Source organism: Pseudomonas sp. GW823-FHT03E05, assembly GCF_058796855.1.
This window is the reverse complement of the sequence record NZ_JBXAJB010000003.1, coordinates 245,895-271,591: the sequence shown is the minus strand read 5'-3', so window position 1 is coordinate 271,591 and position 25,697 is coordinate 245,895. Positions and strand designations below refer to the sequence as shown.

General features: G+C 64.0%; 33 protein-coding genes. 13 read left to right on the top strand and 20 right to left on the bottom strand.

Features of this window, described 5'->3' with window-relative positions; genetic code table 11:
* Window positions 1-104 precede the first annotated feature (104 nt).
* From ftsY to rpoH, 4 genes are all read left to right on the top strand, one after another.
* Complete coding sequence (ftsY, locus tag AC1RCO_RS14225; RefSeq protein ID WP_492617811.1) at window positions 105-1,616, top strand: signal recognition particle-docking protein FtsY; 1,512 nt, start codon at window positions 105-107, stop codon at window positions 1,614-1,616.
* The gene (gene ftsE / locus AC1RCO_RS14220) at window positions 1,613-2,284 is read left to right on the top strand and encodes a cell division ATP-binding protein FtsE (RefSeq protein ID WP_011064030.1); all 672 of its coding nucleotides are present in this window, start codon (window positions 1,613-1,615) and stop codon (window positions 2,282-2,284) included. Before ftsY ends, ftsE begins: the two co-directional genes overlap by 4 nt.
* On the top strand, window positions 2,281-3,303 hold the full coding sequence (ftsX, locus tag AC1RCO_RS14215; RefSeq protein ID WP_015637373.1) for a permease-like cell division protein FtsX: 1,023 nt from the start codon (window positions 2,281-2,283) through the stop codon (window positions 3,301-3,303). Before ftsE ends, ftsX begins: the two co-directional genes overlap by 4 nt.
* Window positions 3,304-3,416: 113 nt before the next feature.
* Window positions 3,417-4,271, top strand: coding sequence for an RNA polymerase sigma factor RpoH (rpoH, locus tag AC1RCO_RS14210; protein ID WP_011064028.1), 855 nt, complete (start codon window positions 3,417-3,419; stop codon window positions 4,269-4,271).
* Between the two features lie 146 nt (window positions 4,272-4,417).
* Here rpoH and mtgA read toward each other — a convergent pair whose 3' ends face one another.
* Window positions 4,418-5,140, bottom strand: a complete 723-nt coding sequence (mtgA, locus tag AC1RCO_RS14205; RefSeq protein ID WP_011064027.1) for a monofunctional biosynthetic peptidoglycan transglycosylase — start codon at window positions 5,138-5,140, stop codon at window positions 4,418-4,420.
* A 74-nt stretch (window positions 5,141-5,214) separates the two neighbouring features.
* Between mtgA and AC1RCO_RS14200 the strand changes: the two genes are divergently transcribed.
* The 4 genes from AC1RCO_RS14200 (at window position 5,215) to trmB (ending at window position 7,559) form a co-directional block, all read left to right on the top strand.
* Window positions 5,215-5,595: a DUF423 domain-containing protein gene (locus AC1RCO_RS14200; RefSeq protein ID WP_011064026.1), complete on the top strand. Its 381-nt coding sequence runs from the start codon at window positions 5,215-5,217 to the stop codon at window positions 5,593-5,595.
* Between the two features lie 70 nt (window positions 5,596-5,665).
* Complete coding sequence (thiS, locus tag AC1RCO_RS14195; RefSeq protein WP_011064025.1) at window positions 5,666-5,866, top strand: sulfur carrier protein ThiS; 201 nt, start codon at window positions 5,666-5,668, stop codon at window positions 5,864-5,866.
* A gap of 163 nt (window positions 5,867-6,029) precedes the next feature.
* Window positions 6,030-6,824, top strand: coding sequence for a thiazole synthase (locus AC1RCO_RS14190; protein WP_011064024.1), 795 nt, complete (start codon window positions 6,030-6,032; stop codon window positions 6,822-6,824).
* A 9-nt stretch (window positions 6,825-6,833) separates the two neighbouring features.
* Window positions 6,834-7,559, top strand: coding sequence for a tRNA (guanosine(46)-N7)-methyltransferase TrmB (trmB, locus tag AC1RCO_RS14185; RefSeq protein WP_011064023.1), 726 nt, complete (start codon window positions 6,834-6,836; stop codon window positions 7,557-7,559).
* A 93-nt stretch (window positions 7,560-7,652) separates the two neighbouring features.
* Here the strand turns inward: trmB and AC1RCO_RS14180 are convergent, their stop codons facing one another.
* The 11 genes from AC1RCO_RS14180 to AC1RCO_RS14130 form a co-directional block, all read right to left on the bottom strand.
* Window positions 7,653-8,201, bottom strand: a complete 549-nt coding sequence (locus AC1RCO_RS14180) for an RNA 2'-phosphotransferase (RefSeq protein WP_011064022.1) — start codon at window positions 8,199-8,201, stop codon at window positions 7,653-7,655.
* An 87-nt stretch (window positions 8,202-8,288) separates the two neighbouring features.
* Window positions 8,289-8,612, bottom strand: coding sequence for a DUF3392 domain-containing protein (locus AC1RCO_RS14175; RefSeq protein ID WP_011064021.1), 324 nt, complete (start codon window positions 8,610-8,612; stop codon window positions 8,289-8,291).
* Window positions 8,613-8,621: 9 nt separating this feature from the next.
* A complete protein-coding gene (gene hemW / locus AC1RCO_RS14170; RefSeq protein ID WP_492617810.1) occupies window positions 8,622-9,824 on the bottom strand; it encodes a radical SAM family heme chaperone HemW in 1,203 nt (400 codons plus the stop codon).
* Complete coding sequence (gene rdgB / locus AC1RCO_RS14165; protein ID WP_342402967.1) at window positions 9,821-10,417, bottom strand: RdgB/HAM1 family non-canonical purine NTP pyrophosphatase; 597 nt, start codon at window positions 10,415-10,417, stop codon at window positions 9,821-9,823. The genes hemW and rdgB overlap by 4 nt, the downstream gene beginning before the upstream one ends.
* A complete protein-coding gene (locus tag AC1RCO_RS14160) occupies window positions 10,414-10,848 on the bottom strand; it encodes a DUF4426 domain-containing protein (protein WP_011064018.1) in 435 nt (144 codons plus the stop codon). Before AC1RCO_RS14160 ends, rdgB begins: the two co-directional genes overlap by 4 nt.
* A 26-nt stretch (window positions 10,849-10,874) precedes the next feature.
* The gene (gene metW / locus AC1RCO_RS14155) at window positions 10,875-11,495 is read right to left on the bottom strand and encodes a methionine biosynthesis protein MetW (RefSeq protein ID WP_011064017.1); all 621 of its coding nucleotides are present in this window, start codon (window positions 11,493-11,495) and stop codon (window positions 10,875-10,877) included.
* Between the two features lie 7 nt (window positions 11,496-11,502).
* Window positions 11,503-12,642 (bottom strand): homoserine O-succinyltransferase MetX, encoded by a 1,140-nt coding sequence (gene metX, locus AC1RCO_RS14150; RefSeq protein WP_041752663.1) that lies wholly within the window; start codon window positions 12,640-12,642, stop codon window positions 11,503-11,505.
* A gap of 163 nt (window positions 12,643-12,805) precedes the next feature.
* Window positions 12,806-13,099, bottom strand: a complete 294-nt coding sequence (locus AC1RCO_RS14145) for a DUF167 domain-containing protein (protein WP_011064015.1) — start codon at window positions 13,097-13,099, stop codon at window positions 12,806-12,808.
* 14 nt (window positions 13,100-13,113) lie between these two features.
* The gene (locus tag AC1RCO_RS14140; protein ID WP_011064014.1) at window positions 13,114-13,704 is read right to left on the bottom strand and encodes a YggT family protein; all 591 of its coding nucleotides are present in this window, start codon (window positions 13,702-13,704) and stop codon (window positions 13,114-13,116) included.
* Window positions 13,705-13,714: 10 nt separating this feature from the next.
* On the bottom strand, window positions 13,715-14,533 hold the full coding sequence (gene proC / locus AC1RCO_RS14135) for a pyrroline-5-carboxylate reductase (protein ID WP_401333065.1): 819 nt from the start codon (window positions 14,531-14,533) through the stop codon (window positions 13,715-13,717).
* A 34-nt stretch (window positions 14,534-14,567) separates the two neighbouring features.
* Entirely contained in the window at window positions 14,568-15,266 is a 699-nt protein-coding gene (locus AC1RCO_RS14130; RefSeq protein WP_011064012.1) for a YggS family pyridoxal phosphate-dependent enzyme, read from the bottom strand.
* A gap of 190 nt (window positions 15,267-15,456) precedes the next feature.
* Between AC1RCO_RS14130 and AC1RCO_RS14125 the strand changes: the two genes are divergently transcribed.
* The gene (locus AC1RCO_RS14125) at window positions 15,457-16,491 is read left to right on the top strand and encodes a type IV pilus twitching motility protein PilT (protein WP_262213747.1); all 1,035 of its coding nucleotides are present in this window, start codon (window positions 15,457-15,459) and stop codon (window positions 16,489-16,491) included.
* Window positions 16,492-16,569: 78 nt separating this feature from the next.
* Here AC1RCO_RS14125 and AC1RCO_RS14120 read toward each other — a convergent pair whose 3' ends face one another.
* Window positions 16,570-17,193, bottom strand: a complete 624-nt coding sequence (locus tag AC1RCO_RS14120) for a C40 family peptidase (protein ID WP_011064010.1) — start codon at window positions 17,191-17,193, stop codon at window positions 16,570-16,572.
* Window positions 17,194-17,443: 250 nt separating this feature from the next.
* On the opposite strand from AC1RCO_RS14120, the gene AC1RCO_RS14115 reads away from it, so the two are divergent.
* A complete protein-coding gene (locus tag AC1RCO_RS14115; protein ID WP_011064009.1) occupies window positions 17,444-17,863 on the top strand; it encodes an NINE protein in 420 nt (139 codons plus the stop codon).
* Window positions 17,864-17,990: 127 nt separating this feature from the next.
* Here the strand turns inward: AC1RCO_RS14115 and AC1RCO_RS14110 are convergent, their stop codons facing one another.
* The 7 genes from AC1RCO_RS14110 to gshB form a co-directional block, all read right to left on the bottom strand.
* A complete protein-coding gene (locus tag AC1RCO_RS14110; RefSeq protein ID WP_492617809.1) occupies window positions 17,991-19,262 on the bottom strand; it encodes a dihydroorotase in 1,272 nt (423 codons plus the stop codon).
* Window positions 19,259-20,263, bottom strand: a complete 1,005-nt coding sequence (locus AC1RCO_RS14105; protein ID WP_011064007.1) for an aspartate carbamoyltransferase catalytic subunit — start codon at window positions 20,261-20,263, stop codon at window positions 19,259-19,261. The genes AC1RCO_RS14110 and AC1RCO_RS14105 overlap by 4 nt, the downstream gene beginning before the upstream one ends.
* A 25-nt stretch (window positions 20,264-20,288) precedes the next feature.
* Window positions 20,289-20,795: a bifunctional pyr operon transcriptional regulator/uracil phosphoribosyltransferase PyrR gene (pyrR, locus tag AC1RCO_RS14100; RefSeq protein WP_011064006.1), complete on the bottom strand. Its 507-nt coding sequence runs from the start codon at window positions 20,793-20,795 to the stop codon at window positions 20,289-20,291.
* A 115-nt stretch (window positions 20,796-20,910) separates the two neighbouring features.
* Window positions 20,911-21,348, bottom strand: coding sequence for a Holliday junction resolvase RuvX (ruvX, locus tag AC1RCO_RS14095; protein WP_011064005.1), 438 nt, complete (start codon window positions 21,346-21,348; stop codon window positions 20,911-20,913).
* Window positions 21,348-21,917, bottom strand: coding sequence for a YqgE/AlgH family protein (locus tag AC1RCO_RS14090; RefSeq protein ID WP_011064004.1), 570 nt, complete (start codon window positions 21,915-21,917; stop codon window positions 21,348-21,350). The genes ruvX and AC1RCO_RS14090 overlap by 1 nt, the downstream gene beginning before the upstream one ends.
* Window positions 21,918-22,002: 85 nt before the next feature.
* Entirely contained in the window at window positions 22,003-22,902 is a 900-nt protein-coding gene (locus AC1RCO_RS14085) for an energy transducer TonB (RefSeq protein ID WP_011064003.1), read from the bottom strand.
* A gap of 99 nt (window positions 22,903-23,001) precedes the next feature.
* Window positions 23,002-23,955, bottom strand: coding sequence for a glutathione synthase (gene gshB / locus AC1RCO_RS14080; protein WP_011064002.1), 954 nt, complete (start codon window positions 23,953-23,955; stop codon window positions 23,002-23,004).
* 236 nt (window positions 23,956-24,191) lie between these two features.
* Here gshB and pilG point away from each other — a divergent pair, with 236 nt between their 5' ends.
* Genes pilG through AC1RCO_RS14065 form a run of 3 tightly spaced genes read left to right on the top strand, consistent with a single transcriptional unit; the run spans window position 24,192 to window position 25,569 of the window.
* A complete protein-coding gene (gene pilG, locus AC1RCO_RS14075) occupies window positions 24,192-24,596 on the top strand; it encodes a twitching motility response regulator PilG (protein WP_011064001.1) in 405 nt (134 codons plus the stop codon).
* A gap of 57 nt (window positions 24,597-24,653) precedes the next feature.
* Entirely contained in the window at window positions 24,654-25,019 is a 366-nt protein-coding gene (pilH, locus tag AC1RCO_RS14070) for a twitching motility response regulator PilH (protein ID WP_011064000.1), read from the top strand.
* A gap of 10 nt (window positions 25,020-25,029) precedes the next feature.
* Window positions 25,030-25,569: a chemotaxis protein CheW gene (locus AC1RCO_RS14065; protein WP_011063999.1), complete on the top strand. Its 540-nt coding sequence runs from the start codon at window positions 25,030-25,032 to the stop codon at window positions 25,567-25,569.
* Window positions 25,570-25,697 lie beyond the last annotated feature (128 nt).

The following is a 25,697-nucleotide window of genomic DNA, read 5'->3' as shown; positions in this document are numbered from 1 at the left end:
ATGTTGCGCGTGAACAAGCTGGGTGAAACACAGTCTGTTCTGCATCGAATATTTATTTACCGAGGCGCCCAGTGGCGCATCGCTACCTTGAGATAGCCGTCTCCATGTTTGGTTCCAACGACGACAAAAAGACCCCAGCCGCGGCTGGCGAGAAGAAAGGCCTGTTCGGATGGCTGCGCAAAAAGCCGCAGGAACCCGTCGTCGAACAGCCGCAAGTGCCTGCCGAGCCGGCACCGACCCCGGTCATCGAACCTGCCGCCAGCGTAGCCCCGGCCGAGCCGGTGGTGCTGCCAATGGCCGAGCCGGTGCTGCAACCGCACATCGCGCCTGAACCGGCGGCCCCCGCGGCGCCCGACCTGCCGCTGGCGCCAAGCGCCGAGCACAAGCCCTGGTTGACCCTGCCGGTGGCGGAAGAACCCGTGGCCCTGGTGGACGACGCCCAGGCCGAGCATGTGGCTCCGCCGATTCCGGCTGTTGCCGTGCACCCTGAGCCGGTGGTCGAAGCCCCGGTGGTTAGCCCGGCCCCCGTGGTCGAGGTGCAAGCCCCGGTTGCCCCGGTATTCGTCGCCCCTGAACCTGTTGCTCCTGCTCCTGCTCCTGCTCCTGCTCCTGTAGCCGAGCCGGTTGTGGCGGCGGCAGAGCCCGAGCCTGTGACCGAGCCCGCCCGTCCCGCCGAAGAGAGCAAGATCGGCTTCTTCGCTCGCCTCAAGCAGGGCCTGTCCAAGACCAGCGCCAGCATTGGCGAAGGCATGGCCAGCCTGTTCCTGGGCAAGAAGGCCATCGATGACGAATTGCTGGAAGACCTGGAAACCCGCCTGCTGACCGCAGACGTCGGGGTCGAGGCGACTTCGGTGATCATCCAGAACCTGACCCAGAAGGTGGCACGCAAGCAGCTCACCGACTCCGATGCGCTGTATGCCTCGCTGCAGGCCGAACTCACCAGCATGCTCAAGCCAGTGGAACAACCACTGCAGATCGTCGCCCAGAACAAGCCGTTCGTGATCCTGGTGGTGGGCGTCAACGGCGCCGGCAAGACCACCACCATCGGCAAGCTGGCGAAGAAGCTGCAGTTGGAAGGCAAGAAAGTCATGCTGGCCGCCGGCGACACTTTCCGCGCCGCGGCAGTGGAGCAGCTGCAAGTCTGGGGCGAGCGCAACAAGATCCCGGTCATCGCCCAGCACACCGGTGCCGATTCGGCCTCGGTGATCTTCGATGCGGTGCAAGCGGCCAAGGCCCGTGGCATTGACGTGCTGATCGCCGACACGGCGGGGCGCCTGCACACCAAAGACAACCTGATGGAAGAGCTGAAGAAAGTCCGTCGGGTCATCGGCAAGCTCGATGCCGACGCGCCCCATGAGGTGCTGCTGGTGCTGGACGCCGGTACCGGCCAGAACGCCATCAACCAGGCCAAGCAGTTCAACCAGACGGTGCAGTTGTCCGGCCTGGCCCTGACCAAGCTCGACGGTACCGCCAAGGGGGGAGTGATCTTCGCCCTGGCCAAGCAGTTCGGTCTGCCGATCCGTTATATCGGCGTCGGTGAAGGCATCGACGACTTGCGTACCTTTGAAGCCGAACCCTTTGTCCAGGCATTGTTTGCCGAGCGGGAGCGTTCATGATTCGTTTCGAACAGGTCGGTAAGCGCTACCCCAACGGTCACGTTGGCCTGCATGAGCTGAGCTTTCGCGTGCGTCGCGGCGAATTCCTGTTTGTCACCGGCCATTCCGGCGCCGGTAAGAGCACCTTGCTGCGCCTGCTGCTGGCCATGGAGCGTCCCACCACCGGCAAGCTGCTGCTGGCCGGGCAGGACCTGGGGCAGATCAGCAATGCGCAGATCCCGTTCCTGCGGCGGCAGATCGGCGTGGTGTTCCAGAACCACCAGTTGCTGTTCGACCGCACCGTATTCAACAACGTCGCCCTGCCGCTGCAGATCCTCGGCCTGTCCAAGGCGGAAATCGCCAAGCGGGTGGACTCGGCCCTGGAGCGCGTAGCGCTGTCGGACAAGACCGATCTGTACCCCGGCGACCTGTCCACCGGCCAGCAGCAGCGCGTGGGCATCGCCCGGGCCATCGTCCACCGCCCGGCTCTGCTGCTGGCGGACGAACCCACCGGTAACCTCGACCCGCGTCTTGCGGCGGAAATCATGGGCGTGTTCGAAGACATCAACCGCCTGGGCACCAGCGTGCTGATCGCCAGCCACGACCTGGCACTGATCGCCCGCATGCGCCACCGCATGCTGACCTTGCAACGCGGACGCTTGATCGGCGACGGGGAGGCCGGCGTATGAGTGCTACACGTACCCCTAAAGTGGCGGAGCGCGTAGCGCCCAAGGCTTCCGAAGCACCACCGCCGAAGAAAAAGCGTGACGAGGACGACGGCCCGGATTTCGGCACCCTGCTGCACGCCTGGATCGAAAGCCATCGCGCCAGCCTGCTGGACAGCCTGCGGCGCCTGGGCAAACAGCCCATCGGCAGCTTCTTTACCTGCCTGGTGATGGCCGTGGCCTTGAGCCTGCCCATGGGCTTGTCGCTGTTGCTCAATAATGTCGAGCGCCTGGGCGGTTCCTGGCAGCGCGCGGCGCAGATCTCGCTGTACCTGGATCTGGGGGCTTCTGCCACCGAGGGCGAGAAGCTCAGTGAAGAGATCAAGGGCCTGCCCGGTGTGGCGGATGCCGAGTTCATCAGCAAGGAAAAGGCCCTGGAGGAGTTCCAGCAGCAGTCCGGGCTGGGCGAGGCCTTGCGCGAACTGCCACATAACCCGCTGCCGGGTGTAGTGCTGGTCACACCGAACGAAGTGGACAAGGCGACCCTGGAAGCCCTGCGCCAGCGGTTGTCGGAAATGCCCAAGGTGCAACTGGCGCAACTGGACCTGGTATGGGTCGAGCGGCTGGCGGCGATCCTCAAGCTGGGGGACCGCTTTGTCTTCGGCCTGACGGTGCTGCTGGTTTCTGCATTACTTTTGGTGATAGGCAATACCATTCGTCTTCATATTGAAAACCGCCGCACCGAGATAGAAGTGATTAAACTCGTCGGCGGCACGGACAGTTATGTTCGTCGGCCCTTCCTCTATATGGGGGCGCTGTATGGTTTCGGCGCGGGGATCCTGTCCTGGGGTGTATTGGCGTTTGGCCTGAACTGGCTGAACGATGCGGTAATCGGTCTGGCTGGCTTGTATGGCAGCGATTTTGCCCTCGCGGGGGTGCCGGTTGCCGATGGTCTGTCGCTCTTGCTAGGGGCGGTGCTGTTGGGTTATATCGGTGCGTGGATTGCGGTGGCCCGTCACCTGAGGGAACTGGCACCGAAGTAATATCTTTTTGCTTGTATTGACCTTTCAGCATTTTTGGGAACTTGTTTCGCGGTTTCCGGTCAATTTTCGCAGTGCTGAACGGCACGAGTTATGTGAGTCGGAGGTTTTTTCGTATGACCACTTCTTTGCAACCTGCTTACGCATTGGTTCCAGGCGCAAACCTGGAGGCTTATGTGCACACGGTGAACAGCATTCCATTGCTGACACCCGAGCAGGAGCGTGAACTGGCCGAGAGTCTCTACTATGAGCAGGATCTTGAGGCGGCTCGGCAGATGGTGCTCGCCCACCTGCGTTTTGTCGTACATATCGCCCGTAGCTATTCCGGCTACGGGTTGGCCCAGGCTGACCTGATCCAGGAAGGCAACGTTGGCCTGATGAAAGCCGTGAAGCGCTTCAACCCTGAGATGGGTGTGCGCCTGGTGTCCTTTGCCGTGCACTGGATCAAGGCGGAAATTCACGAGTTCATCCTGCGTAACTGGCGGATTGTGAAGGTTGCTACCACCAAGGCGCAGCGCAAGCTGTTCTTCAACCTGCGCAGCCAGAAGAAGCGTCTGGCCTGGCTGAACAACGAAGAAGTTCACCGCGTGGCGGAAAGCCTGGGCGTGGAGCCTCGTGAAGTGCGGGAAATGGAAAGCCGGCTGACCGGCCAGGACATGGCCTTCGATCCGGCTGCGGAAGCGGACGACGACAGCGCCTTCCAGTCGCCAGCCAACTACCTGGAAGACCACCGCTACGACCCGGCGCTGCAACTTGAGGATGCCGACTGGAGCGACAACTCCACCAGCAACCTGCACGAAGCCCTGGAAGTGCTGGACGAACGCAGCCGTGACATTCTCTACCAGCGCTGGCTGGCCGAAGAGAAAGCCACGCTGCACGACCTGGCGCAGAAGTACAACGTTTCGGCCGAGCGGATTCGCCAGCTGGAAAAAAGCGCGATGAACAAGCTGAAACTGTCCATCGCCGCTTAAGCCTGAAGCGTCATGCAAAACGCCCCGATTACCTCGGGGCGTTTTTGTTTGTGCGGTTGGCGTAGGAGCCGGCTTGCCGGCGAATCCCCAGCCCAGCACCCATCTCGAACATGCTCAAGAAGAACCGGCGCAAAGCCAAATCCGGGTTACTCCGCCCAAGGCGCCCTGCGCGACTCGTTCAGCCGATTCAAGTAATCGGCTCCACCCAACTGGCTCATCTGCCGCCGAACCCAGCCCGCCCGCTGCATCACATAAGTGCTGGGACGTGCTGCGCTCCACACCCTTGGATTGGGCAGGACAGCGGCTAGCAGGCTGGCTTGCTGGCGTGACAGATTGGCCGCGCTGACGCCGAAGTGATGGCGCGCCGCGGCTTCTGCCCCGAACACCCCTTCATCCCATTCGACACTGTTGAGGTAGACCTCAAGAATCCGCTGCTTGGGCCAGAACACTTCGATCAGCGCGGTGAACCAGGCTTCCAGTCCCTTGCGCAGGTAGCTGCGGCCGGACCACAGGAACAGGTTTTTCGACACTTGCTGGCTCAGGGTACTGGCGCCACGGATCGAGCCGCCCCTTTCGTTGTGGATCAACGCTGCCTGGATTGCATCGATATCGAAGCCCCAGTGCTCGGGGAATTTCTGATCCTCGCCGGCGATCACCGCCACCTTGAGGTTGTCGGAGATTTCATCCCAAGGCTTCCAGGTGCGCTGCAGGTCGATGGGGTCGTTGTCGACCCAGGACTCGATCTTGCGCTCTACCATCAGGGCGGTGCCCGGTGGCGGTACGAAACGCAACAGCAGCACCAGCAGGACGCTGCCGACCATGAACCACATCAAGGCTTTTACAAGACGACGAAACAGATAACGCAGCATAGAGATGGCTTGGCCGAACCCGTTGAGCGCGCCATTATACAGACCCTTTGTGCTGAATCTGACTGGAGTTCCTCATGTTGCGTGGCTTCCTGATGCTGGCCGCCTTCTTCGGTTTCACCGGGGTTGCCCTTGGCGCTTTCGCCGCCCACGGTCTTAAAAACCGCCTGAGCACGGACTACCTGGCTATTTTTCATACAGGTGTTACCTATCAACTGGTGCATGCCCTGGCGTTGTTCGGCGTCGCTTTGCTGGCGGCTCATATTCCCGGGCGGCTGGTGACCTGGGCCGGCGCTGCCTTCACCCTGGGCATCCTGCTGTTCTCCGGTAGCCTGTACCTGCTGACCCTGACTGGCACCAGCAAGCTGGGGATCATCACCCCCTTCGGCGGTGTGGCCTTCCTGGTCGGCTGGTTCCTGCTGGGGCTTGCCGCCTGGCGCCTGCAAGTTGCCGGCTGACGCTTGTAGCTGACCTTTAGGTCATGATCGGGCTAGAATGCTGGCCCCTAAAAATGATGGCGGCCTTGGCATGCGCATTCAGTTGAACGGTGAATCCTTTGAACTGCCCGACGGCTCGACCGTTGCGGCCCTGCTGAGCCATCTGGAACTCACCGGACGGCGGATCGCGGTGGAACTCAACCTGGATATCGTTCCGCGCAGCCAGCACGCCGAAACCGCCCTCAACGAAGGTGACCAGGTTGAAGTGGTCCACGCCATCGGCGGCGGCTAGTCACTGGCTTCAATAGCGCTGCTGCTCATCTGCGCAGCGCCCTGGCCCGATTCCGGGCCCTTTCATGGACGACATGCTTTCACCGGCCCCGGATCGAGTGTCACCAGCGCCCCGGGCCTGATAAAGAATTCTGCAAGAACCTCACCCCAACAGAGGATTTCCGATGAGCAACGTTCGTAGTGACAAGCCTTTCGTCCTGGCCGGTCGGACGTACCAGTCGCGTTTGCTGGTAGGCACCGGCAAGTACCGCGACATGGAAGAAACCCGTCTGGCCATCGAGGCCTCGGGTGCCGAGATCGTGACCGTTGCCGTGCGCCGGACCAATATCGGCCAGAACCCGGGCGAACCGAACCTGCTGGATATCCTGCCGCCGGATCGCTACACCATCCTGCCCAACACCGCCGGCTGCTATGACGCGGTCGAGGCCGTGCGCACCTGCCGCCTGGCCCGTGAGCTGCTCGATGGCCACAACCTGGTGAAGCTGGAAGTCCTGGCCGACCAGAAGACCCTGTTCCCCAACGTGCTGGAAACCCTCAAGGCCGCCGAAGTGCTGGTCAAGGAAGGTTTCGACGTGATGGTCTACACCAGCGATGATCCGATCATCGCCCGCCAGCTGGCGGAAATGGGCTGCATCGCGGTCATGCCCCTGGCGGGCCTGATTGGCACCGGGCTGGGGATCTGCAACCCGTACAACCTGCAGATCATCCTTGAAGAAGCCAAGGTTCCGGTACTGGTGGATGCCGGTGTCGGTACCGCTTCCGACGCCACCATCGCCATGGAGCTGGGGTGTGAGGCGGTGCTGATGAACTCGGCCATCGCCCACGCGCAGCAGCCGGTGATGATGGCCGAAGCCATGAAACACGCAATTGTCGCGGGCCGCCTGGCGTACCTCGCCGGTCGCATGCCGAAGAAACTCTATGCCAGCGCCTCTTCGCCGCTGGATGGTCTGATCAAGTAAGAGCCATTGATGACTGAATCAAACGACACGCCAATCCAGCCGGAAGCCGGCGACGAGCGCCAACACCGCCGCATCAAGAGTTTCGTGATGCGCGCCGGGCGCATGACCGAAGGCCAGCAACGCGGCCTGGACCAGGGCGCGCCGCTGTACGTGCTGCCCCTGGCCGACGCCCCGGTGGATTACGACCAGGTGTTCGGCCGTTCGGCACCACGCTCCCTGGAAATCGGCTTCGGCATGGGCCACTCGCTGCTGGAAATGGCCGCAGCGGCCCCGGAGCAGGATTTCATCGGCGTTGAGGTTCACCGCCCGGGTGTCGGCGCGCTGCTCAATGGCGTGCTGACCCAGGGCCTGACCAACCTGCGGGTCTACGATTGCGATGCCATCGAGGTGCTCAACCGCTGCATCGCCGACAACAGCCTGGACCGGCTGATGCTGTTCTTCCCCGATCCGTGGCACAAGAGCCGGCACCACAAGCGCCGCATCGTCCAGGCTTCCTTCGCCGAGCTGGTGCGCAGCAAGCTCAAGGTTGGCGGCATTCTGCACATGGCCACCGACTGGGAGCCCTATGCCGAATACATGCTGGAGGTGATGAACGTCGCCCCGGGTTATCGCAACCTGGCCGAAGACGGCAAGTGTGTACCGCGCCCGGCCGAACGCCCGATCACCAAGTTCGAGCGTCGCGGCGAGCGCCTGGGCCACGGCGTGTGGGATTTGAAGTTCGAAAAGCTCGCCTGAGCCCCGCGGACACGCTGCTGTAGGAGCTGCCGGGCGGCGTTCCGCTTGCCAGCGAAGAGGCCTTCAAGGTCGCCTTCGCCAGCCAGCTGGCTCCTACAGGGCTTTGATGAAGCCGACCGGCACCTGGTCGGTCAGCCACACCCCATTCTCTGCCTGATAGAAGGTGAAACCCTGGGCCTGCATGGCCTGGGCGTCGATCTGCAGGATCACCACCTTGCCATAGCGCTGGCCCACGGCCCGCGCGGTGTCGATTTCCTGGGACAGGTGCACGTGGTGCCGTGAACCCGGGATCAGCCCCTTTTCGTTGATCGAATCCATGAAGCGCGTGGCGGTGCCGTGGAAGAGCACGGCGGGCGGTTGCTTTGCCTCAAGCTGCAATTGCACGGCCTTGTTGGAATGCCCCTGAACGGCACGAATCCGCCGGCTGTCAGCCGAGAGGGCGAAGCGCTTCTTGTCGTTGCCTTCGACCACCAGCTCGATCAGTTCCCGGCTCAGTTGCCGGCCGTTCTTGGCCGCACCGCTGATCAGCGCGTCGATATCGCCCCAGCCTTCGCTGTCCAGTTCCAGGCCGATGGCCTGGGGCTCGTGGCGCAGCACATAGCTGAGGAACTTGCTGGTGTCCTCGATGACTTTCTTGCTCATGTTCTTCCTTGATAACGGGGGCAGCCGTTGGATTGCGTTCGCCGGCTTGGTGTAGGAGCCGGCTTGCCGGCGAAGGGGCCCTGCGAATTAACGACGATCAGCGACCACGCCAATCAGCACCAGCACCACCAACAGCACTGGCGCCAGGCTGTAGTTGTTGAACTGGCTCAGGCCGCGGACGATCCACGGTGTGGCGTAGATCAGCGCCAGGCCGCTGCCCACCATGCACAGCAGGGCCATCAGCGGCACCCGCAGGGCGCCGGCGATGCCGCCCAGGCGCTGTTCGACCCAGCCCTTGATGTCCGCGCCGAACAGCACCAGCAGGCAGCCCACCAGTGCCAGGGCGATTTCCGAGAGGTTGCTGCGACTCCAGCGGGATACGGTGGCGAGCAGGTCGAGTACCAGATCCATGTGATTTCCTTAGATCAGAAAGTATTGCAGCAGGTCATTGAGAAAAAGTTGCCCGCGGGCGGTGGCCGCCAGGCGTGACGGTTCGACCTGCAACAAGCCGCTTTGTTCGGCCTGGCGCCGGCCTTCGGCGAGGCTGCCCAGGTACAGGCCGGTGCGTTGGGCGAACAGCGCAGCGTGCACGCCATCGGTAAGGCGCAGGGCGTTCATCAGAAACTCGAACGGCAGCTCTTCGTTGCCCAGGGCCTTCTCGCCCGCCTTGAACTGCTTGGCCGGGTTCAGGTAGTCCTTGGGCAGGCGGGTCTTCCAGGTGCGCAGGATGCGCCCGTCCGGGTGGCTGAGTTTGCCGTGGGCACCGGCGCCGATCCCGATGAAGTCGCCAAAGCTCCAGTAGTTCAGGTTGTGCCGCGCCGCGCGCCCGGGCTGGGCGTAGGCCGAGACTTCGTACTGGGCATAGCCGTGTTCGGCCAGCAGGGCCTGTCCGGCTTCCTGGATGTCCCACAGGGTGTCGTCTTCCGGCAGTACCGGTGGCTGGTTCCAGAACACCGTGTTGGGCTCCAGGGTCAGCTGGTACCAGGACAGGTGGGTCGGCTTCATCGCAATGGCCTGGCGCAGGTCGCCCAGGGCATCGTCCAGGGACTGGTCCGGCAGGCCGTGCATCAGGTCCAGGTTGAAGTTGTCGAACCCGGCCTGGCGCGCCATGCCAGCGGCGCGAATCGCTTCATCGCCGTTGTGGATGCGGCCCAGGGCCTTGAGCTTCTGTTCCTGGAAACTCTGGATGCCGATGGACAGGCGATTGATGCCCAGGGCGCGGTAGGCGGTGAATTTTTCCTGCTCGAAGGTCCCGGGGTTGGCTTCCAGGGTGATTTCGATGTCGGGGGCAAACCGGATGCGCTGTTCCACGCCCTTGAGCAGCCGACCCAGGGCCTGGGCGCTGAACAGGCTCGGGGTGCCGCCGCCGAAGAAGATCGAGCTCAGCTCGCGACCGTGCACGGCGTGCAGGTCCTGGTCGAGGTCGGCCAGCAGGGCGTCGACGTACTCCTCTTCCGGTAGCGTCGGGCTGGCCGCGTGGGAGTTGAAGTCGCAGTAGGGGCATTTGCGTACACACCACGGGATGTGGATGTACAGCGCCAGGGGCGGCAACTGGGGCAGCGCCGCCCGGGGCGTATGCGCGCCGCCGAGAATCAGCGGCGACGCGGAGGGCTCGTGGCTCATTTCAGGCCCAGGCGTTGCCGCAGAATGGCCATGGCGCGGGCGCGGTGGCTGAGCTGGTTTTTCTCCTCGGGGCCCAGTTCGGCGCTGGAGCAGTTGCGTTCCGGCACCCAGAACAGCGGGTCGTAGCCGAAGCCGTGCTCGCCGCTGGCGGCGGTAAGGATGCGCCCGTGCCACAGGCCTTCGCAGAGGATCGGCAGCGGATCGTCGGCGTGCCGTACCAGTGCCAGGACGCAGACGAACTGCGCACTGCGCTCGGCTTGCGGGACATCCTTGAGGGCTTCGAGCAGCTTGGCGTTGTTCGCCGAGTCGCCCTGGCCGTCGGCGTAGCGGGCCGAGTAGATGCCCGGGGCGCCACCGAGGAAGTCCACTGCCAGGCCGGAGTCGTCGGCCAGTGCCGGCAAGCCGGAAATGCGTGCGGCATTGCGCGCCTTGAGGATGGCGTTTTCGACGAACGACAGGCCGGTTTCTTCCGGCTCGACGCTGCTGAACTCGCCGATCGAGCGCAATTGCACCGAAGCGCCGAGCATGGCCTGGAGTTCTTTGAGTTTGCCGGCGTTATGGCTGGCCAGTACGAGTTGCGTGAGGTTCATTATTCGCCCGGGAATAGCTCTTGGTTGAAGCTGAAGCTGTTGGTGTCACCGCCAGTCTGCACATTGATGGTGAACGTACGGTTTTCCTGCTGCTCCACCGGGAACTGGGCGATGTAGTAGATCGCGCCCTGCTCGGTGATCTGGCGGAATTTCAGCGGGATGCTCTTGCTGGTCAGGTCCTTGACCGTGCCACTGACCTGGCCGACCAGCGGCTTGCCGTCCTTGATCAGGGAAACGTTGATCACGCCCTGGTTCTTGCTGCGGACCAGCTCCGCCGCCCTGGCGATATCAGGCTGCAGGTAGGTGGAGTTGAAGGTGTTGTAGTGCACGGTGATGTCACCGAACACTTCCTGGCGTTCGCCCTTGATCGGGTCCGCCGCCAGGGCGCTGACGCTCAGGCAGGCAGCCAGTAGAAATGTAACCAGACGTCCCATGATGGTTCTCCTCGATGCAACGTGGTTTATACCGCGACCTTGTGATCTTGCAGGCCGGGACTGCTGACGCGGTAGATGCCGATCTCTCCTAAGAGATTAGGCCATAGCTTACTGGCCCACCCATGGCGGTGTTGTTGATCGACGGCAAGGCGGTTGATCACCCGGGCTTGCCGCTCGCGGCACAGTTCTTCGAAGTCCTCGAAGGTGCAGAAGTGGATGTTCGGCGTGTTGTACCAGGTGTACGGGAGGAACTCCGAGACCGGCATCCGCCCCTTGCTGGCCAGGTACCAGCGGCAGCGCCAGTGACCGAAATTGGGGAAGGTGATGATGCACTGGCGGCCGACCCGGAGCATTTCGTCGAGGATCTTGTCCGGGTAGTGCACGGCTTGCAGGGCCTGGGTCATGACCACGATGTCGAAGCTGTTGCTGGCAAAGTTGCCCAGGCCCTTGTCCAGGTCCTGCTCGATCACGTTGATGCCCTTGGCCACGCACTCGGCGATGTTGTCCGGGTCGTTTTCAAGGCCATAGCCGGTGACCTGCTTGTGCTCCTGCAGCCAGCTCAGCAGCTCGCCGTTACCGCAGCCCAGGTCGAGGACGCGGCTGCCGGCGGGGATCCATTCCTGGATGATTTCCAGATCGGCTCTCATCGTGTCCTCACAAGGTAATGCGGTTCATGTAGTGGCTGAACGCCTGCAGGTAGCGCGGGATCGGGATCAGGAAGGCGTCATGCCCCTGCGGTGCGTCGATCTCCAGGTAGCAGACGTCCTTGCGTGCGGCCATCAATGCATCCACCAGCTCCCGGGAGCGGGCCGGGGAGAAGCGCCAGTCGGTGGTGAAGGACATCACGCAGAACTTGGCGGTGGCATGGGCGAAGGTCTTGGCCAGGTCGTCGTCGCAGTTGGCCGCCGGGTCGAAGTAGTCCAGGGCCTTGGTCATCAGCAGGTAGGTGTTGGCATCGAAACGCCCGGAGAACTCCTCGCCCTGGTAGCGCAGGTAGCTTTCCACCTGGAACTCGACGCTGTGGAAGTCGTAGTTGAGCTTCTCGCTCTTGAGCCCACGGCCGAATTTCTCGCCCATGGAGTCGTCGGACAGGTAAGTGATATGGCCCACCATTCGCGCCAGCATCAGCCCGCGCTTGGGGATCACCCCCTGTTCCTGGAACGAGCCGCCGTGGAATTCCGGGTCGGTGAGGATCGCCTGGCGCGCCACTTCGTTGAAGGCGATGTTCTGCGCCGAGAGCTTGGGCGCCGAGGCGATGGCCAGGCAGTGCCGTACACGGTCCGGGTAGGTGATGGTCCATTGCAGGGCCTGCATGCCGCCGAGGCTGCCGCCGATCACTGCAGCCCACTGGTCGATGCCCAGGCGATCCGCCAGGCGCGCCTGGCTGTGTACCCAGTCTTCCACGGTAAGCACCGGGAAGTCGGCGCCGAACGGCTTGCCGGTGTCCGGGTTGAGGCTGCTGGGGCCGGTGGAGCCGTTGCAACCGCCGAGGTTGTTGAGGCTGACCACGAAGAACCTGTTGGTGTCGATCGGCTTGCCCGGGCCGATGCAGCTGTCCCACCAACCGGGCTTGCGGTCGTCGACGCTGTGGTAGCCGGCGGCGTGATGATGGCCGGACAGGGCGTGGCAGATCAGCACCGCGTTGCTGGCGCTGGCGTTGAGCTGACCGTAGGTTTCGTAGATCAGGTCGTAGGCCGGCAGCGCGCGCCCGCAGGCCAGGGCCAGGGGTTCGCTGAAGTGCGCTATTTGTGGCGTGACCAGACCAACAGAATCGGGGGGAAAGGCAGTTGGCATCGACCCTGCTCTCATTTAAATGAGGCGTAAGTCTAAAGACCGCTGCCCCCAGCGGCAAGCAAAGCCCGGGGCTGTGTTTCGTTGCGGGAAATGACGTGGAAGGTTCGCTGGCAAGCCAGCTCCTGCAGTGAACATGGCGCGCAGGAGCCGGCTTGCCGGCGAATCAGGCGGGGCGAGCCAGCCCCGGCAGGTCCGGCAGCTTCTTCGGCGCTTGCAGGCGCACCCGCTTCTGCCGGTTCAGTTCGCCGCTGACCAGGCTGACGTTGCTCTTGGGAATGCCAAAGGCCTTGGCCAGGAACGCCATCAGGTGCGCATTGGCCTTGCCTTCCACTGGTGGCGCGGTGAGGCGGATCTTCAACCGCTCGCCGTGCAGGCCAGCGAACTCGTCGCTGCTGGCCTTGGGTTGCAGGTGGCAATCGAGGATCAGATCGTCACCGTCCCAGCGGTAATAACTCATGCAGGCCGCCCGGGTCAGATCAGCAGGCGCAGGATGTCCGGCATCATGGTCATGGCCGCCAGGTTGTTGATCACCAGCATGTCCAGCAGCTTGAGCACCATGAATGCCAGGATCGGCGAGATATCCAGGCCGCCCATGCTCGGCAGGATGCGACGGAACGGGGCCAGGGCGGGTTCGCAGATCTGGTTCACCAGTTCGGCGCCGGGGTTGTGGCTGCCAGGGGCGACCCAGGACAGGATCACGCTGATGATCAGGGCGAAGAAGAAGATCTTCAGGAACAGCGCGGTGACGCCGATGATCGACCAGATCAGCAGTTGCAGCGGGTTGCCGGTGGTGCCGTAGGTCAGCAGCAGGGTCAGGGCCATCAGGGCCAGTTGCACCAGGATCGCCAGGAGCAGCGAGGACATGTCCAGGCCGCCGATGCTCGGGATGACCCGGCGCATCGGCTTGAGCAGCGGCTGGGTGGCCCGCACGATGAACTGGCACAGCGGGTTGTAGAAGTTGGCGCGCACCAGTTGCAGGACGAAACGCATCAGCACGATCAGCAGGTACAGGCTGCCCAGGGTTTGCAGCACATACACCGCAGCGGTGTTCAATCCAATCATCATTGGCTCCTTATTGGCCCAGTTGTTCGGCCATTTCGGCCGAGCGGTGCGCAGCGGCACCCAATGCTTTTTCCACCAGGGCTTCAAAGCCACCGGCCTGGAACGACTTGATGGCCGCTTCCGTGGTGCCTGCCGGTGAAGTCACGCGGCGGCGCAGCTCGGCGGCGTCAACGTCACTGGAGACCGCCATGTGGGCGGCGCCCAGGGCGGTCTGCAGAGTCAGCTGGGCGGCGGTTTCCCGGGGCAGGCCGAGCTTCTCGCCGGCGGCGGTCATGGCTTCGATCAGCAGGAAGAAATACGCCGGGCCACTGCCGGAGACGGCAGTCACTGCGTCCAGTTGTTGCTCCTGGTCCAGCCACAGGGCGATACCCACGGCGGACAGCAGTTCCTCGGCCTGCTGGCGTTGCTGGGCGCTGACTTCGGCGGTGGCGTACAGGCCGCTGACACCCTGGCGCAGCAGTGCCGGGGTATTGGGCATGCAGCGCACGATGGGCTGGGCGCCGAGCCAGCTGTTCATGCTCGAACAGGTGATGCCGGCGGCGATGGACACCACCAGCTGTTGCGGCTTCAGGCTCGGGCGCAGGGCTTGGCAGACGGCTTTCATGGCCTGGGGCTTGACCGCCAGGACGATCACGTCGACGCCTTCGATGGCCTCGGCGTTATCGGCAAATACCTGGATGCCATGTTCGGCCGCGACTTTCGCTCGGGTCTCCTCGCCCGGGTCGCTGGCGCGGATCTGCGAGGCCTCCAGGCCTTTGGCCCGCAGGCCGCCGATGAGACTGGCCGCCATGTTGCCGGCACCGATAAAAGCGATACGAGTCGTGTTCATGACAGGTCCTTACAAGAGGTCGGGGTCAGTCGCATCAGGACTGACTGTAGTCGCGGGCACCAAACAGCGCGGTACCGATCCGCACCCAGGTGGCGCCTTGGGCAATGGCCGCTTCGAGGTCGTGGCTCATGCCCATGGAAAGGGTATCCAGGGGCAGCTTGAGGCTGTCCCGCAGGTCGTTGTTCAGGCGTTGTACCGCGGCGAAGGCGGCGTCCTGGGCAGCGCGGTCCTCGGTAGGCTCGGGAATCGCCATCAACCCCCGCAGTTGCAGGCGTGGCAAGGCACCGATGGCGCTGGCCAGGGCCGGCAGGTCGGCCGGGGCGCAGCCGGACTTGCTGGCTTCGCCACTGACGTTCACCTGGATGCAGATGTTCAGTGGCGGTAACTCGGCCGGGCGTTGTTCGGACAGGCGTTGGGCGATTTTCAAGCGATCCACGGAGTGCACCCAGTCAAAATGCTCGGCAATGGCACGAGTCTTGTTCGACTGAATGGGGCCGATGAAGTGCCAACTCAAGGGCAGGTCGGCCAGTTCCTGCTGTTTGCCCAGGGCTTCCTGCAGGTAGTTCTCGCCGAAATCCCGCAGGCCGGCGGCATGGGCCTCGCGCAGGGCGGCGGCGGGCTTGGTCTTGCTCACGGCCAGCAGCTGGACGCTGTGCGGGTCGCGCTGTACGGCCTGGCAGGCGTTGCGGATGCGCTCTGCTACCTGGGCAATGTTGTCTGCTATCGTGGACATTCGATTTCGTCTCAAAAGTACCGGCGGCCCTGGCCACCGGCTGCCGCGTGAATCCACCAGACCTCGATTCTCCGCCGGCCCGAGCCACGCTCAAGGGGCGCGCCGGGCATCGTCCGCGGCCTGGCCACTGAATCTGCCAGGCGCGGGCGGGTCTGAAGCTCGCGGCATTCTACTGGAATTGGGGGGCACTATGGACATCACCGAACTCTTGCGCTTGAGCGCTTCCCGGGGCGCTTCGGACCTGCATCTGTCCGCCGGGCTGGCGCCGATGTTGCGCATCGATGGCGATATTCGCCCGCTGCCGGGCCCGGCTCTGGAAGGGCCACAGGTGCAGGCGCTGATCCATGAACTGATGAGCGAAGCACAGCGCCAGGCGTTCGCCGCCTGCAATGACCTGGATTTCGCCCATGAACTGCCGGGTGTGGCGCGATTTCGGGTCAATGCCTTCCGGCACGCCCGGGGCGTCGGTGCGGTGCTGCGCCTGATTCCCGCGCGGGTACAGAGCCTGGAGGAGCTGGGGCTGGGGGAAGTGTTTCGGCAGATTACCGAGGCGCCCCGCGGGCTGGTGCTGGTGACCGGGCCCACCGGCAGCGGCAAGTCCACCACACTGGCGGCGATGATCGACCACCTGAACCAGCACCGCCAGCAGCACATCCTGACCATCGAAGACCCTATCGAATTCGTGCATCCGCAGAAGAACTGCCTGGTGCACCAGCGCGAAGTGCAGCGCGATACCCAGAGCTTCGCCACGGCCTTGCGTGCGGCGCTGCGGGAAGATCCCGACGTGATCCTGCTGGGCGAACTGCGGGACCTGGAAACCATCCGCCTGGCCCTGACCGCCGCGGAAACCGGGCACCTGGTACTGGCCACCCTGCACACCTCGTCGGCGGCCAAGACCATCGACCGGCTGGTGGACGTGTTTCCGGGGGAGGAAAAGGCCCTGGTGCGCTCGATGCTGGCCGAGTCGCTGCAGGCAGTGGTCGCGCAAGTGCTGGTGAAGAAGGTGGGCGGTGGCCGGGTAGCGGCGCACGAGATCATGCTGGGCAGCCCGGCGATCCGTAACCTGATCCGCGAGGACAAGGTGGCGCAGATGTATTCGGCGATCCAGACGGGCGGCGCCCAGGGCATGCGCACCCTGGACATGAGCCTCAAGGCATTGCTCGGGCAGGGGCTGATCAGCCGCGATCAGGCGCGGGAGCAGGCGCGGATGCCGGAGAGCTTTTGACGGGGCTGGAAATGCATTCGCCGGCAAGCCGGCTCCTACAGGTGGGTGCAGGAGCCGGCTTGCCGGCGAAGCGGGGTATCAGCGTTGCACGACCCGCAGGGGCGCGTGCTCCTTGGGCAGGACCCGCTTGGCAACCACGTAGTGGCTCTGCCAGTAGGGCTTCTTCAGGGTGTCGATGGTCACTGCCTTGCCGCGCCGCGGGGCGTGGATAAAGCGGTCTTCGCCCAGGTAGATGGCGACGTGGTTGACCTTGCGGCTCTTGATGTTGAAGAACAGCAGGTCGCCCGGCTTCAGGTCCTTGCGCTCGACCTTCTGCCCGTGGCCGCTGGCCATGGCGTTGGAGGTGCGTGGCAGGTCCACGGCGGCGACATCGTTGAAGGCGTAGCGCACCAGGCCGCTGCAGTCGAAGCCTTTGCTTGGGCTGCTGCCGCCCCAACGATAGGGTGTACCGAGGACATTGACCGCGCGGCTGAGAACCGTGGTGCTCGGCCGGCCGGCGTTGTTGGCCACCAGCTTGCTGTCGGCCTTGCTCAGGCGGGTGGGGTGCTTGATGGTGCTCTTGTTCTTGGCGGTGACCGTCGAAACGTGCGGTTTCGGGGTGTAGCCATTAACGTTGGGAAGTCGTTGCTCACGGTTGGTGGCGTGGGCGGCCAGTGGCATTAATAGGCAAATGGTTAGCCATGTCTTGAAAAATGGACGCATTAGGCAAGGCTCTTATTGGTTAGCGCGCAACTTTATAACAGCTTTCAGGTCACTTCCGTGGCCGTTTGTCGATTCAACCTTGGGGTCAACTTCGGCAAAGAGGTGGCAACTTGACGCAGAAAACCGTCAGAAGTCAGGCAGTACAAGGCTTTGGCGGAACAGAAGGTAACATTGCCCGCACGTCGAATGCCTGTAAAAAAGTCACAAAGTTTTTAAGAATATTTATCTATCACCTGCAAAGAGGCACTTAATGAACACCTATCGTCAGGATGCATCCACCCATGACACCCACAGCAAGGTGATCGGTTACCTGTTGTGGATTTTCGGTTTTACCGGGGCCCACCGCTTCTATTACGGCAAGCCGGTGACCGGGACTATCTGGTTCTTCACCTTCGGTCTGCTGGGCATTGGCTGGCTGATCGACTTGTTCCTGATCCCGTCCATGGACCGGGAAGCGGACCTTCGCTTTACCGCAGGTCCGGTGGAATACAGCGTGGCCTGGATTCTGCTGACCTTCCTCGGGGTTTTCGGCGTGCACCGCATGTACCAGGGCAAATGGCTGAGCGGGGTGATCTACCTGTTCACCGGCGGCCTGTTCTTCCTGGGGGTGCTGTACGACTTCTGGACCCTGAACGATCAGGTATCGCTGGAGAACGCCAAGCGCCGTTGATCCCGTCATCGGCGCAGGCGGTGATGGCGCAGCCTGTAGCCACTGCCGCAGGGCGCCATCAGGAGCGGCGGCTCCTTCGGCGCCGTTCGCAGCCTGCGGCAGCGGCTACAGGGTGTTTGCCAGGCGATCAGCCCTGATAGCTGATATGCCCGTCCACCAGGGTGTAGCGCACCGCGCCCGGCAGGCTATGGCCGAGGAACGGGCAGTTTTCGCCCTTGGACAGCCAGCGCTCGCCGGCCACGGTGGAACTGGCCGGGTCGAACAGCACCAGGTCCGCCGCACCACCGGCTGCCAGCTTGCCTGCCGGCAGGCGCAAGGCCGCGGCGGGGCCGGCACTCAGGCGTGCCAGCAGGGTCGGCAGGTCCAGCAGGCCGTCCTGCACCAGGGTCAGGGCCAGGGGCAACAACAGCTCGACGCTGCTGATGCCCGGCTCGGTGGCGCCGAACGGCGCCAGCTTGGCGTCCCGCTCATGGGGCTGGTGATGGCTGGAAATGGCTTGCACCACCCCGGACTTCACCGCTTCGCGCAGGGCATCGCGGTCGGCCCGCGAGCGCAGCGGCGGCTGCACGTGGTACAGGCTGGAGAAGTCGATCAGCGCCTCGTCGGTCAGGATCAGCTGGTACAGCGCCACATCGGCGGTGACCGGCAGGCCGCGGGCCTGGGCCTGGGCGATCAGCTCCACGCCGCGGGCGCTGGTCAGCTGGCTGAAGTGGGCGCGCACGCCGCTCTGTTCCACCAGCAGCAGGTCCCGGGCCAGGGCCACGGTCTCCGCGCTTTCCGGGATACCCGGCAGGCCGAGGAAGCTGGCGGTGGCGCCTTCGTGGGCCAGGCCGCCTTCGGCCAGGTCGCGGTCCTGGGAGTGGAAGATCACCGTCAGGTCGAAGGTGGCGGCGTATTCCAGGGCGCGGCACAGGGTGCGGGTGCTGCGGAAACCTTCCAGGCCGTTGCCGAAGGCCACGCAACCGGCGTCACGCAATGCGATCAGCTCCGCAAGCTGCTCGCCTTCCAGGCCCTTGCTCAAGGCGCCAATGGGGAACACTTTGCTGTTGCCGGCCTCGCGGGCGCGGTCGAGGATCAGTTCGGCCACCGGCGAGGTGTCCAGTACTGGCTTGGTGCGCGGCGGGCAGCACAGGCTGGTGACGCCCCCGGCGGCTGCGGCGCGGGTTTCGCTGGCAATGCTGCCCTTGCGGCTGTAGCCCGGCTCGCGCAGGGCGACGCTCAGGTCCACCAGGCCGGGTGCGGCCACCAGGCCCTTGGCGTCGATGGTGGTAACGGCATTGAAGCCGCCAGGCGCGGCGCCGATGGCGACGATCTTGCCGGCTTCCAGGTGCAGATCGGTGGTTTGATCCAGGCCGCTGCTTGGATCGATGACGCGGGCGCCGAGAATGCTGAGCTTCACTGGGCGTTCTCCTGCTCGAATTGTCGCTGGGCAGTCTGCCCGCTCATGGCCATGGACAGTACCGCCATGCGCACTGCAATGCCGTAGGTCACCTGGTTGAGGATCACCGAGTGCGGGCCGTCGGCTACCGCCGATTCGATCTCCACGCCGCGGTTGATCGGGCCCGGGTGCATGACGATGGCGTCGGGCTTGGCCCCGGCCAGGCGCGCGGTGGTCAGGCCGAACAGGCGGTAGAACTCGCCTTCGCTGGGCAGCAGGCCGCCCTGCATGCGTTCACGCTGCAGGCGCAGCATGATCACCACGTCCACGTCCTTCAGGCCTTCGGTCATGTCGGTGTAGACCTTGACCCCGTACTGCTCGATGCCGATGGGCAGCAGGGTTTTCGGCGCGATCACGCGGATGTCCGGGCAACCGAGGGTTTTCAGCGCCAGCATGTTCGAACGCGCCACTCGCGAGTGCAGGATGTCGCCGACGATGGCTACCGAGAGGTTCTCGAAGCCGCCTTTGTGCCGGCGAATGGTCAGCATGTCGAGCATGCCCTGGGTCGGGTGGGCGTGACGGCCGTCGCCGCCGTTGATGATCGCCACTTGCGGGCACACGTGTTCGGCGATGAAGTGCGCGGCGCCGGAATCGCCGTGGCGCACCACGAACATGTCGGCGGCCATGGCTTCCAGGTTGCGCAGGGTGTCCAGCAGGGTTTCACCCTTGCTCGCCGAAGAGGTCGAGACATTCAGGGTGATCACGTCCGCCGACAGCCGCTGGGCGGCCAGTTCGAAGGTGGTGCGGGTTCGGGTGGAGTTCTCGAAGAACACATTGCACACGGTCTTGCCGCGCAGCAGCGGGACTTTCTTCACCGCCCGGGCGCCGACTTCGAGGAACGAGTCGGCGGTATCGAGGATTTCCGTCAGCAGCTCGCGGTTCAGGCCGTCGAGGGACAGGAAGTGGCGCAGCTGGCCCTGATCGTTGAGCTGCAGCGGGCGCTTGGCGTCTAGAGGCGTCATCGCAATGGACTCTTAAAAGGGCGAGTTAGAGGGCGAGGTCTTGGAGCTCGAGTTGAAGCGGCGCAGGACCGGACAATTTTACCCGCTCGTGGGCGGCCAGCGACAGGGTCGCGCCCACCACATTCGGACGGATCGGCAGTTCAGCGGCGTTCAGGTCCAGCAGGCAGACCAGGGTCACGCTGGCCGGCCGGCCGTAGTCGAACAGTTCGTTGAGGGCGGCGCGGATGGTCCGGCCGCTCATCAGCACGTCGTCGATCAGCACCAGGTGCTGGCCTTCGATCTCGAACGGCAGCTCCGAAGGACGCACCTGCGGGTGCAGGCCGTTCTGGCTGAAGTCGTCGCGGTAGAAGGACACGTCCAGGGTACCCAGGGGCGAATCGCTGCCCAGGGCTTCCAGCAGGGCCTGGGCCACCCAGACGCCGCCGGTACGGATACCGATGAAACGTGGCTCGCTGATGGCGCGCTGGGCCAGGTGGGCATTGAGATCAGCGGCCATCTGGCTGATCAGGGCGGCGGGATTGGGCAGGCTCATGGTGGCTCCTTCGTGGGCTCGCGCCTGCTGCCGGGCAGCTGGGCGCGGGAACTTACGGCTGGTGTTGGGCCAGGAGGCGCGCAGCCCCGGGGCCGCGCATCTTCAGGATGTGGTCTCAGGTGTTCAACAGGCCGGCGTTTTCATCGAGCCAGCCTTGCAGCAGCAGGGCGGCGGCGATGGCGTCCACCGGGTTGTCGCGGTAACTGCCTTTCTGGCCGCCCCGGGCCAGGCGTTCACCCTTGGCCTCGAAGGTGGTCAGGCGTTCGTCGTGGGTATAGAAGGGCACATTGAAGCGGCCGTTCAGGCGCCGGGCGAACTTTTCGGCGCGCACGCACATGTCGCTGGGGCTGCCGTCCATGTTCAGGGGCAGGCCCACCACCACGGCGTCGGGCTTCCATTCCTTGATCAGGGCTTCCACCTGGTTCCAGTCGGGCACCCCGTTCTGCGCCTTGAGGGTGCACAGCTCCCGGGCCTGGCCGGTGATGGCCTGGCCCACGGCAACGCCGATCTGCTTGGTGCCGTAGTCGAAGCCGAGGATCAGTCGCAGGGCCATCAGGCGTGGCCCGCCTGGCTGGTGAGCAGGCTGAGGTTGACCCCCAGGTGCCGGGCGGCGGCTTCCAGGCGCAGTTCGCTGCTGGTGTTGAACAGGATGTCGGCGTCGAAGGGGCAGGTCAGCCAGGCGTTGTCCGCCAGTTCGGCTTCCAGCTGCCCGGCTTCCCATCCGGCATAGCCCAGGGCGATCAGGCTCTTGGCCGGGCCCACGCCATCGGCGATGGCGAACAGCACGTCCTGGGACGTGGACAGGGACAGCCCCTCGAGTTCCACCGTGGCCTGGTAGACCGGGCCGTTGGGGTGCAGGACGAAGCCGCGATCGGTCTGCACCGGGCCACCGCTGAAAATGGGCACGTGCTGGCACAGCAGGGACGGCTCTTGGTCAGGGCGCAATTGTTCGAGGATATCGGCCAGGTTCAGGTCCTGGGGGCGGTTGACCACCAGGCCCATGGCGCCACTGGCGTTGTGCTCGACGATGTAGGTCAAGGTCTGCGCAAAGTTCGGGTCGGCCATATGGGGCATGGCGATCAGGAAATGATGCTTGAGATAGCTTGGGCTGACATTTTTCATGAGCGCTAGTGTGGCGGTGGCGGGCCCGGCTGACAAGCTGGCGATGTGCGGCCATGGCGCTGTCGCGCGGCCGATTGCCGGCCGATCAGTTGCTGGAAAGCTTGTCGCCCCGGGCGAAGCGCCAGGTGCGGATGATTTCCAGGCGGTCGATGTCCGACAGGTCGCCGGTAAAGGGGGCGAACGGCGCCGCCAGGCGCACGATGCGCTGGGCCGCCTGGTCCAGCAGCGGTTGCCCGGAGGACTCCAGCACCAGCACTTCATACAGCGAGCCGTCACGGTTGATCGAGACCATCAGCCGCAAGTTGCCGTAGATCTGCTTGCGCCGGGCTTCCTCGGGGTAGTTGAGGTTGCCGATGCGCTCGACCTTCTTGCGCCATTCGTCCTTATACCAGGCGCCCTTGTCGCGCATGGTAGAGGCGGCGCTGAGGCGGTGGATGCGCGGGCGTTTGGCATACAACTGCTGTTCGTTGGCCAGCTCGGCTTCCAGGCTGGAAATCTCGCTGGACAGTTGCGAGCTGTCGAACGTCGGAGTGGGGGCCTTGGGCGTCGGGTCTTTCTTGACCTCTTCACGCTGGGTGACGGTCTTTTTCGGCTTGGGCGCGGTGGTGGCCACGGCGGCCTTGGGCGCGGTGTCCTTGACCTCGGGCTTGACCGAGGGCGGCGGCGTGACCTTCTTCACCGAGTTGTCCTGGAACGGTGCGACTTCGGTGGTTTTCGGAATGGCCTTCTTGTCCAGGGTGCCGCTGCCCTGCTGGTTGTCCTGGGCGAGGAAGTCGGCCTTCTTCGGCTTGGTCTCGCTCTTGAAGGTGGCCAGGGTGATTTCCAGGGTCTTGCTGATGGCCTTGGGCTCGGCGAAGGAAAAGCCCAGGCCGAGGATCAGTGCCAGGTGCAGGAGCGCCGCCAGGAACAGGGTAAAACCCAGGCGATCGGCCGCACGCACGCCGCTATGGGCAAGCTCGGGGGGCAGATCGGACGGGAGGCTCATCGGCAGTTCGACATCACAGGAGGCATCACACAACCAACATCACGGTTTCACAGGCGGCGCATGATAACGCAATGTTGGTTTGTGCTTGGTTGTTCTACATCACTTGGCCTTGAGCTTCTGATCGATGGCATCCATCAGCATCGCGCCGATGTTGGTGCCGAAGGCGTTATCGATTTCACGGATGCAGGTGGGGCTGGTGACGTTGATTTCCGTCAGGTGTTCGCCGATCACGTCGAGGCCGACGAACAGCAGGCCCTTGGCCCGCAGGGTCGGGCCGACCTGGGCGGCGATCCAGCGGTCCTTGTCGCTCAGCGGGCGGGCTTCGCCACGACCGCCGGCCGCCAGGTTGCCGCGGGTTTCACCGGCGGCGGGGATGCGCGCCAAGCAGTAATCCACGGGTTCGCCGTCGATCATCAGGATGCGCTTGTCACCGTCCTTGATCGCCGGCAGGTAGGCCTGGGCCATGATCTGCTGGCTGCCGAGCACGGTCAGGGTTTCCAGGATCACCGACAGGTTCGGATCACCCGCGCGGTGGCGGAAGATCGAGGTGCCGCCCATGCCATCCAGGGGCTTGAGGATCACATCGCCATGCTGGGCCGCGAACTCGCGCAGCACGTCGGCGCGGCGGCTGACCACGGTGGGCGGGGTGCACTGGGGGAACAGCGTGGCAAACAGCTTTTCGTTGCAGTCACGCAGGCTCTGGGGCTTGTTGACCACCAGCACGCCAGCGCTTTCGGCCTGTTCCAGCAGGTAGGTGGAGTAGACGAACTCCATGTCGAAGGGCGGGTCCTTGCGCATCAGGATCACGTCCAGATCGCTCAGCGGGCAGTCGATCTCGGCGTCCAGCTCGAACCACTTCTGCGGGTTGGCGAACACCTGCAGCGGGCGCATGCGGGCCCGGGCCACGCCGGCGCCCTGGTACAGGTCGCGCTGTTCCATATAGAAGAGGGTCCAGCCGCGCTCCTGGGCGGCCAGCAGCATGGCCAGCGAGCTGTCCTTCTTGTAGGAGATGCTGGCGATAGGGTCCATGACAATCCCGACGCGAACGCTCATGGGTGGATTCCTTTAAGAAAATGAGTGGGAGCGAGGCAAAAAAAGTGGCGTCAGAGTGGCGCTGACAGGGGCCTGGGTCAAGGAAAAACCACTGCCTGGCGTGGTCCATAGATTGCAGGGGGGAGAGTGTGCTAAAAAGGCTCGCAGGCCGGGCCCAAGCCTTGAAGTTCAAGGGTTTCACCCATTGCCCGGCGGTACCGGACCAAATCATTCGCTGGGGCGATGGCAGAGCAGATATGGAACAGCATTCCAACGCCTTGAAGGTGATGGTGATCGACGATTCGAAGACGATTCGCCGCACGGCCGAAATGCTGCTGAAGAACGTCGGTTGCGAGGTCATCACCGCAGTGGACGGCTTCGAAGCCCTGTCGAAGATCGTCGACCATCACCCCGGCATCATCTTCGTCGACATCATGATGCCGCGGCTCGACGGCTATCAGACCTGTGCGCTGGTGAAGAACAACAGCGCGTTCAAGTCCATCCCGGTGATCATGCTGTCTTCCAAGGATGGCCTGTTCGACAAGGCCAAGGGGCGCATCGTCGGCTCCGACCAGTTTTTGACCAAACCCTTCAGCAAGGAAGAACTGCTGAGCGCGATCAAGGCCCATGTCCCGGACTTTGTCGCGCTTGCGCCACAGTAGACACGCACAGCGACGCCCGGCCAGCAGGCCGCGCGCCTATACCGTATGGGGAAGACCATGGCTCGTATTCTGATCGTCGATGACTCGCCGACTGAAATGTACAAACTCACCGGCATGCTGGAAAAGCACGGCCATGAAGTGCTCAAGGCCGAGAACGGTGCCGACGGCGTGGCCCTGGCCCGGGAAGAAAAGCCCGACGCGGTGCTGATGGACATCGTCATGCCCGGCCTCAACGGTTTCCAGGCGACCCGCCAGTTGACCAAGGATGCCGAGACCAGCCATATCCCGGTGATCATCATCACCACCAAGGATCAGGAAACCGACAAGGTCTGGGGCACCCGCCAGGGCGCCAAGGACTACCTGACCAAACCGGTGGACGAAGAGACCCTGATCAAGACCCTGAACAACGTCCTGGCCGGCTGACAGCCGCGCCATGAGCCAATCCCAGACCGCCTTCGAGCTGCTGCTGGAGATCGACCAGCGCTGCCGCTTGCTGGCCGCCGACCTGCCGTCCCAGGAAACCCGCCAGCACAGCTGGAGCGGCATCGGCTTTCGCCTGGGCGAGCACTGGTACGTGGCCGCCATGGGCGAGATCAGCGAAGTCCTGCACGAGCCGCGCTACACCCTGCTGCCCGGGGTCAAGCCCTGGGTCAAGGGCGTAGCCAACCTGCGCGGGCGGCTGCTGCCGATCATGGACCTGTGCGGTTTCTTCGGCCATGAGCTGTCGCCCCTGCGCAAGCAGCGGCGGGTCCTGGTGGTGGAGTACAAGGAGCTGTTCGCCGGCCTGCTGGTGGACGAGGTGGCCGGGCTGCAGCACTTTGCCCAGGACAGCCTGGAGCCCGGCATCACCGACTTTGCCGACGCCGCGGTCAACCCCTACCTGCAGGGCCAGTTCCGCCGCGATCAGGTCTGGCAGGTCTTCAGCCCCTTCGCCCTGGCCCGTTCGCCGGGGTTCCTGGAGGTGGCAGCGTGAAGGGCGCCCCGGCGCCTGGGCAACCCGTTGGCCGTGCCACGGGAAGCGCGTGTTTCCCTGGATCAACCCATGCTGCCCCGGCGTTGCGCGCGCCCCGGGCACTCGAATGCGGGACCGCCCGCTCGCCA

Excerpts from the sequence above, each read along its gene's own strand:
- AC1RCO_RS14190 (WP_011064024.1), top strand. The coding sequence starts at position 6,030 with ATGAGCAACGTTCGTAGTGACAAGCCTTTCGTCCTGGCCGGTCGGACG.
- gshB (WP_011064002.1), bottom strand. The coding sequence starts at position 23,955 with ATGAGCGTTCGCGTCGGGATTGTCATGGACCCTATCGCCAGCATCTCC.
- AC1RCO_RS14115 (WP_011064009.1), top strand. The coding sequence starts at position 17,444 with ATGAACACCTATCGTCAGGATGCATCCACCCATGACACCCACAGCAAG.
- AC1RCO_RS14140 (WP_011064014.1), bottom strand. The coding sequence starts at position 13,704 with ATGATTGGATTGAACACCGCTGCGGTGTATGTGCTGCAAACCCTGGGC.
- AC1RCO_RS14130 (WP_011064012.1), bottom strand. The coding sequence starts at position 15,266 with ATGTCCACGATAGCAGACAACATTGCCCAGGTAGCAGAGCGCATCCGC.
- AC1RCO_RS14180 (WP_011064022.1), bottom strand. The coding sequence starts at position 8,201 with ATGAGCAAGAAAGTCATCGAGGACACCAGCAAGTTCCTCAGCTATGTG.
- AC1RCO_RS14145 (WP_011064015.1), bottom strand. The coding sequence starts at position 13,099 with ATGAGTTATTACCGCTGGGACGGTGACGATCTGATCCTCGATTGCCAC.
- AC1RCO_RS14090 (WP_011064004.1), bottom strand. The coding sequence starts at position 21,917 with ATGAAAAATGTCAGCCCAAGCTATCTCAAGCATCATTTCCTGATCGCC.
- AC1RCO_RS14125 (WP_262213747.1), top strand. The coding sequence starts at position 15,457 with ATGGACATCACCGAACTCTTGCGCTTGAGCGCTTCCCGGGGCGCTTCG.
- proC (WP_401333065.1), bottom strand. The coding sequence starts at position 14,533 with ATGAACACGACTCGTATCGCTTTTATCGGTGCCGGCAACATGGCGGCC.
- AC1RCO_RS14175 (WP_011064021.1), bottom strand. The coding sequence starts at position 8,612 with ATGGATCTGGTACTCGACCTGCTCGCCACCGTATCCCGCTGGAGTCGC.
- trmB (WP_011064023.1), top strand. The coding sequence starts at position 6,834 with ATGACTGAATCAAACGACACGCCAATCCAGCCGGAAGCCGGCGACGAG.
- AC1RCO_RS14085 (WP_011064003.1), bottom strand. The coding sequence starts at position 22,902 with ATGAGCCTCCCGTCCGATCTGCCCCCCGAGCTTGCCCATAGCGGCGTG.
- AC1RCO_RS14120 (WP_011064010.1), bottom strand. The coding sequence starts at position 17,193 with ATGCGTCCATTTTTCAAGACATGGCTAACCATTTGCCTATTAATGCCA.
- pyrR (WP_011064006.1), bottom strand. The coding sequence starts at position 20,795 with ATGAGCCTGCCCAATCCCGCCGCCCTGATCAGCCAGATGGCCGCTGAT.
- AC1RCO_RS14065 (WP_011063999.1), top strand. The coding sequence starts at position 25,030 with ATGAGCCAATCCCAGACCGCCTTCGAGCTGCTGCTGGAGATCGACCAG.
- metX (WP_041752663.1), bottom strand. The coding sequence starts at position 12,642 with ATGCCAACTGCCTTTCCCCCCGATTCTGTTGGTCTGGTCACGCCACAA.
- hemW (WP_492617810.1), bottom strand. The coding sequence starts at position 9,824 with ATGAGCCACGAGCCCTCCGCGTCGCCGCTGATTCTCGGCGGCGCGCAT.
- rpoH (WP_011064028.1), top strand. The coding sequence starts at position 3,417 with ATGACCACTTCTTTGCAACCTGCTTACGCATTGGTTCCAGGCGCAAAC.
- thiS (WP_011064025.1), top strand. The coding sequence starts at position 5,666 with ATGCGCATTCAGTTGAACGGTGAATCCTTTGAACTGCCCGACGGCTCG.
- AC1RCO_RS14160 (WP_011064018.1), bottom strand. The coding sequence starts at position 10,848 with ATGGGACGTCTGGTTACATTTCTACTGGCTGCCTGCCTGAGCGTCAGC.
- ftsY (WP_492617811.1), top strand. The coding sequence starts at position 105 with ATGTTTGGTTCCAACGACGACAAAAAGACCCCAGCCGCGGCTGGCGAG.
- metW (WP_011064017.1), bottom strand. The coding sequence starts at position 11,495 with ATGAGAGCCGATCTGGAAATCATCCAGGAATGGATCCCCGCCGGCAGC.
- mtgA (WP_011064027.1), bottom strand. The coding sequence starts at position 5,140 with ATGCTGCGTTATCTGTTTCGTCGTCTTGTAAAAGCCTTGATGTGGTTC.
- pilH (WP_011064000.1), top strand. The coding sequence starts at position 24,654 with ATGGCTCGTATTCTGATCGTCGATGACTCGCCGACTGAAATGTACAAA.
- ruvX (WP_011064005.1), bottom strand. The coding sequence starts at position 21,348 with ATGGCCCTGCGACTGATCCTCGGCTTCGACTACGGCACCAAGCAGATC.
- pilG (WP_011064001.1), top strand. The coding sequence starts at position 24,192 with ATGGAACAGCATTCCAACGCCTTGAAGGTGATGGTGATCGACGATTCG.
- ftsE (WP_011064030.1), top strand. The coding sequence starts at position 1,613 with ATGATTCGTTTCGAACAGGTCGGTAAGCGCTACCCCAACGGTCACGTT.
- AC1RCO_RS14200 (WP_011064026.1), top strand. The coding sequence starts at position 5,215 with ATGTTGCGTGGCTTCCTGATGCTGGCCGCCTTCTTCGGTTTCACCGGG.
- ftsX (WP_015637373.1), top strand. The coding sequence starts at position 2,281 with ATGAGTGCTACACGTACCCCTAAAGTGGCGGAGCGCGTAGCGCCCAAG.
- AC1RCO_RS14105 (WP_011064007.1), bottom strand. The coding sequence starts at position 20,263 with ATGACGCCTCTAGACGCCAAGCGCCCGCTGCAGCTCAACGATCAGGGC.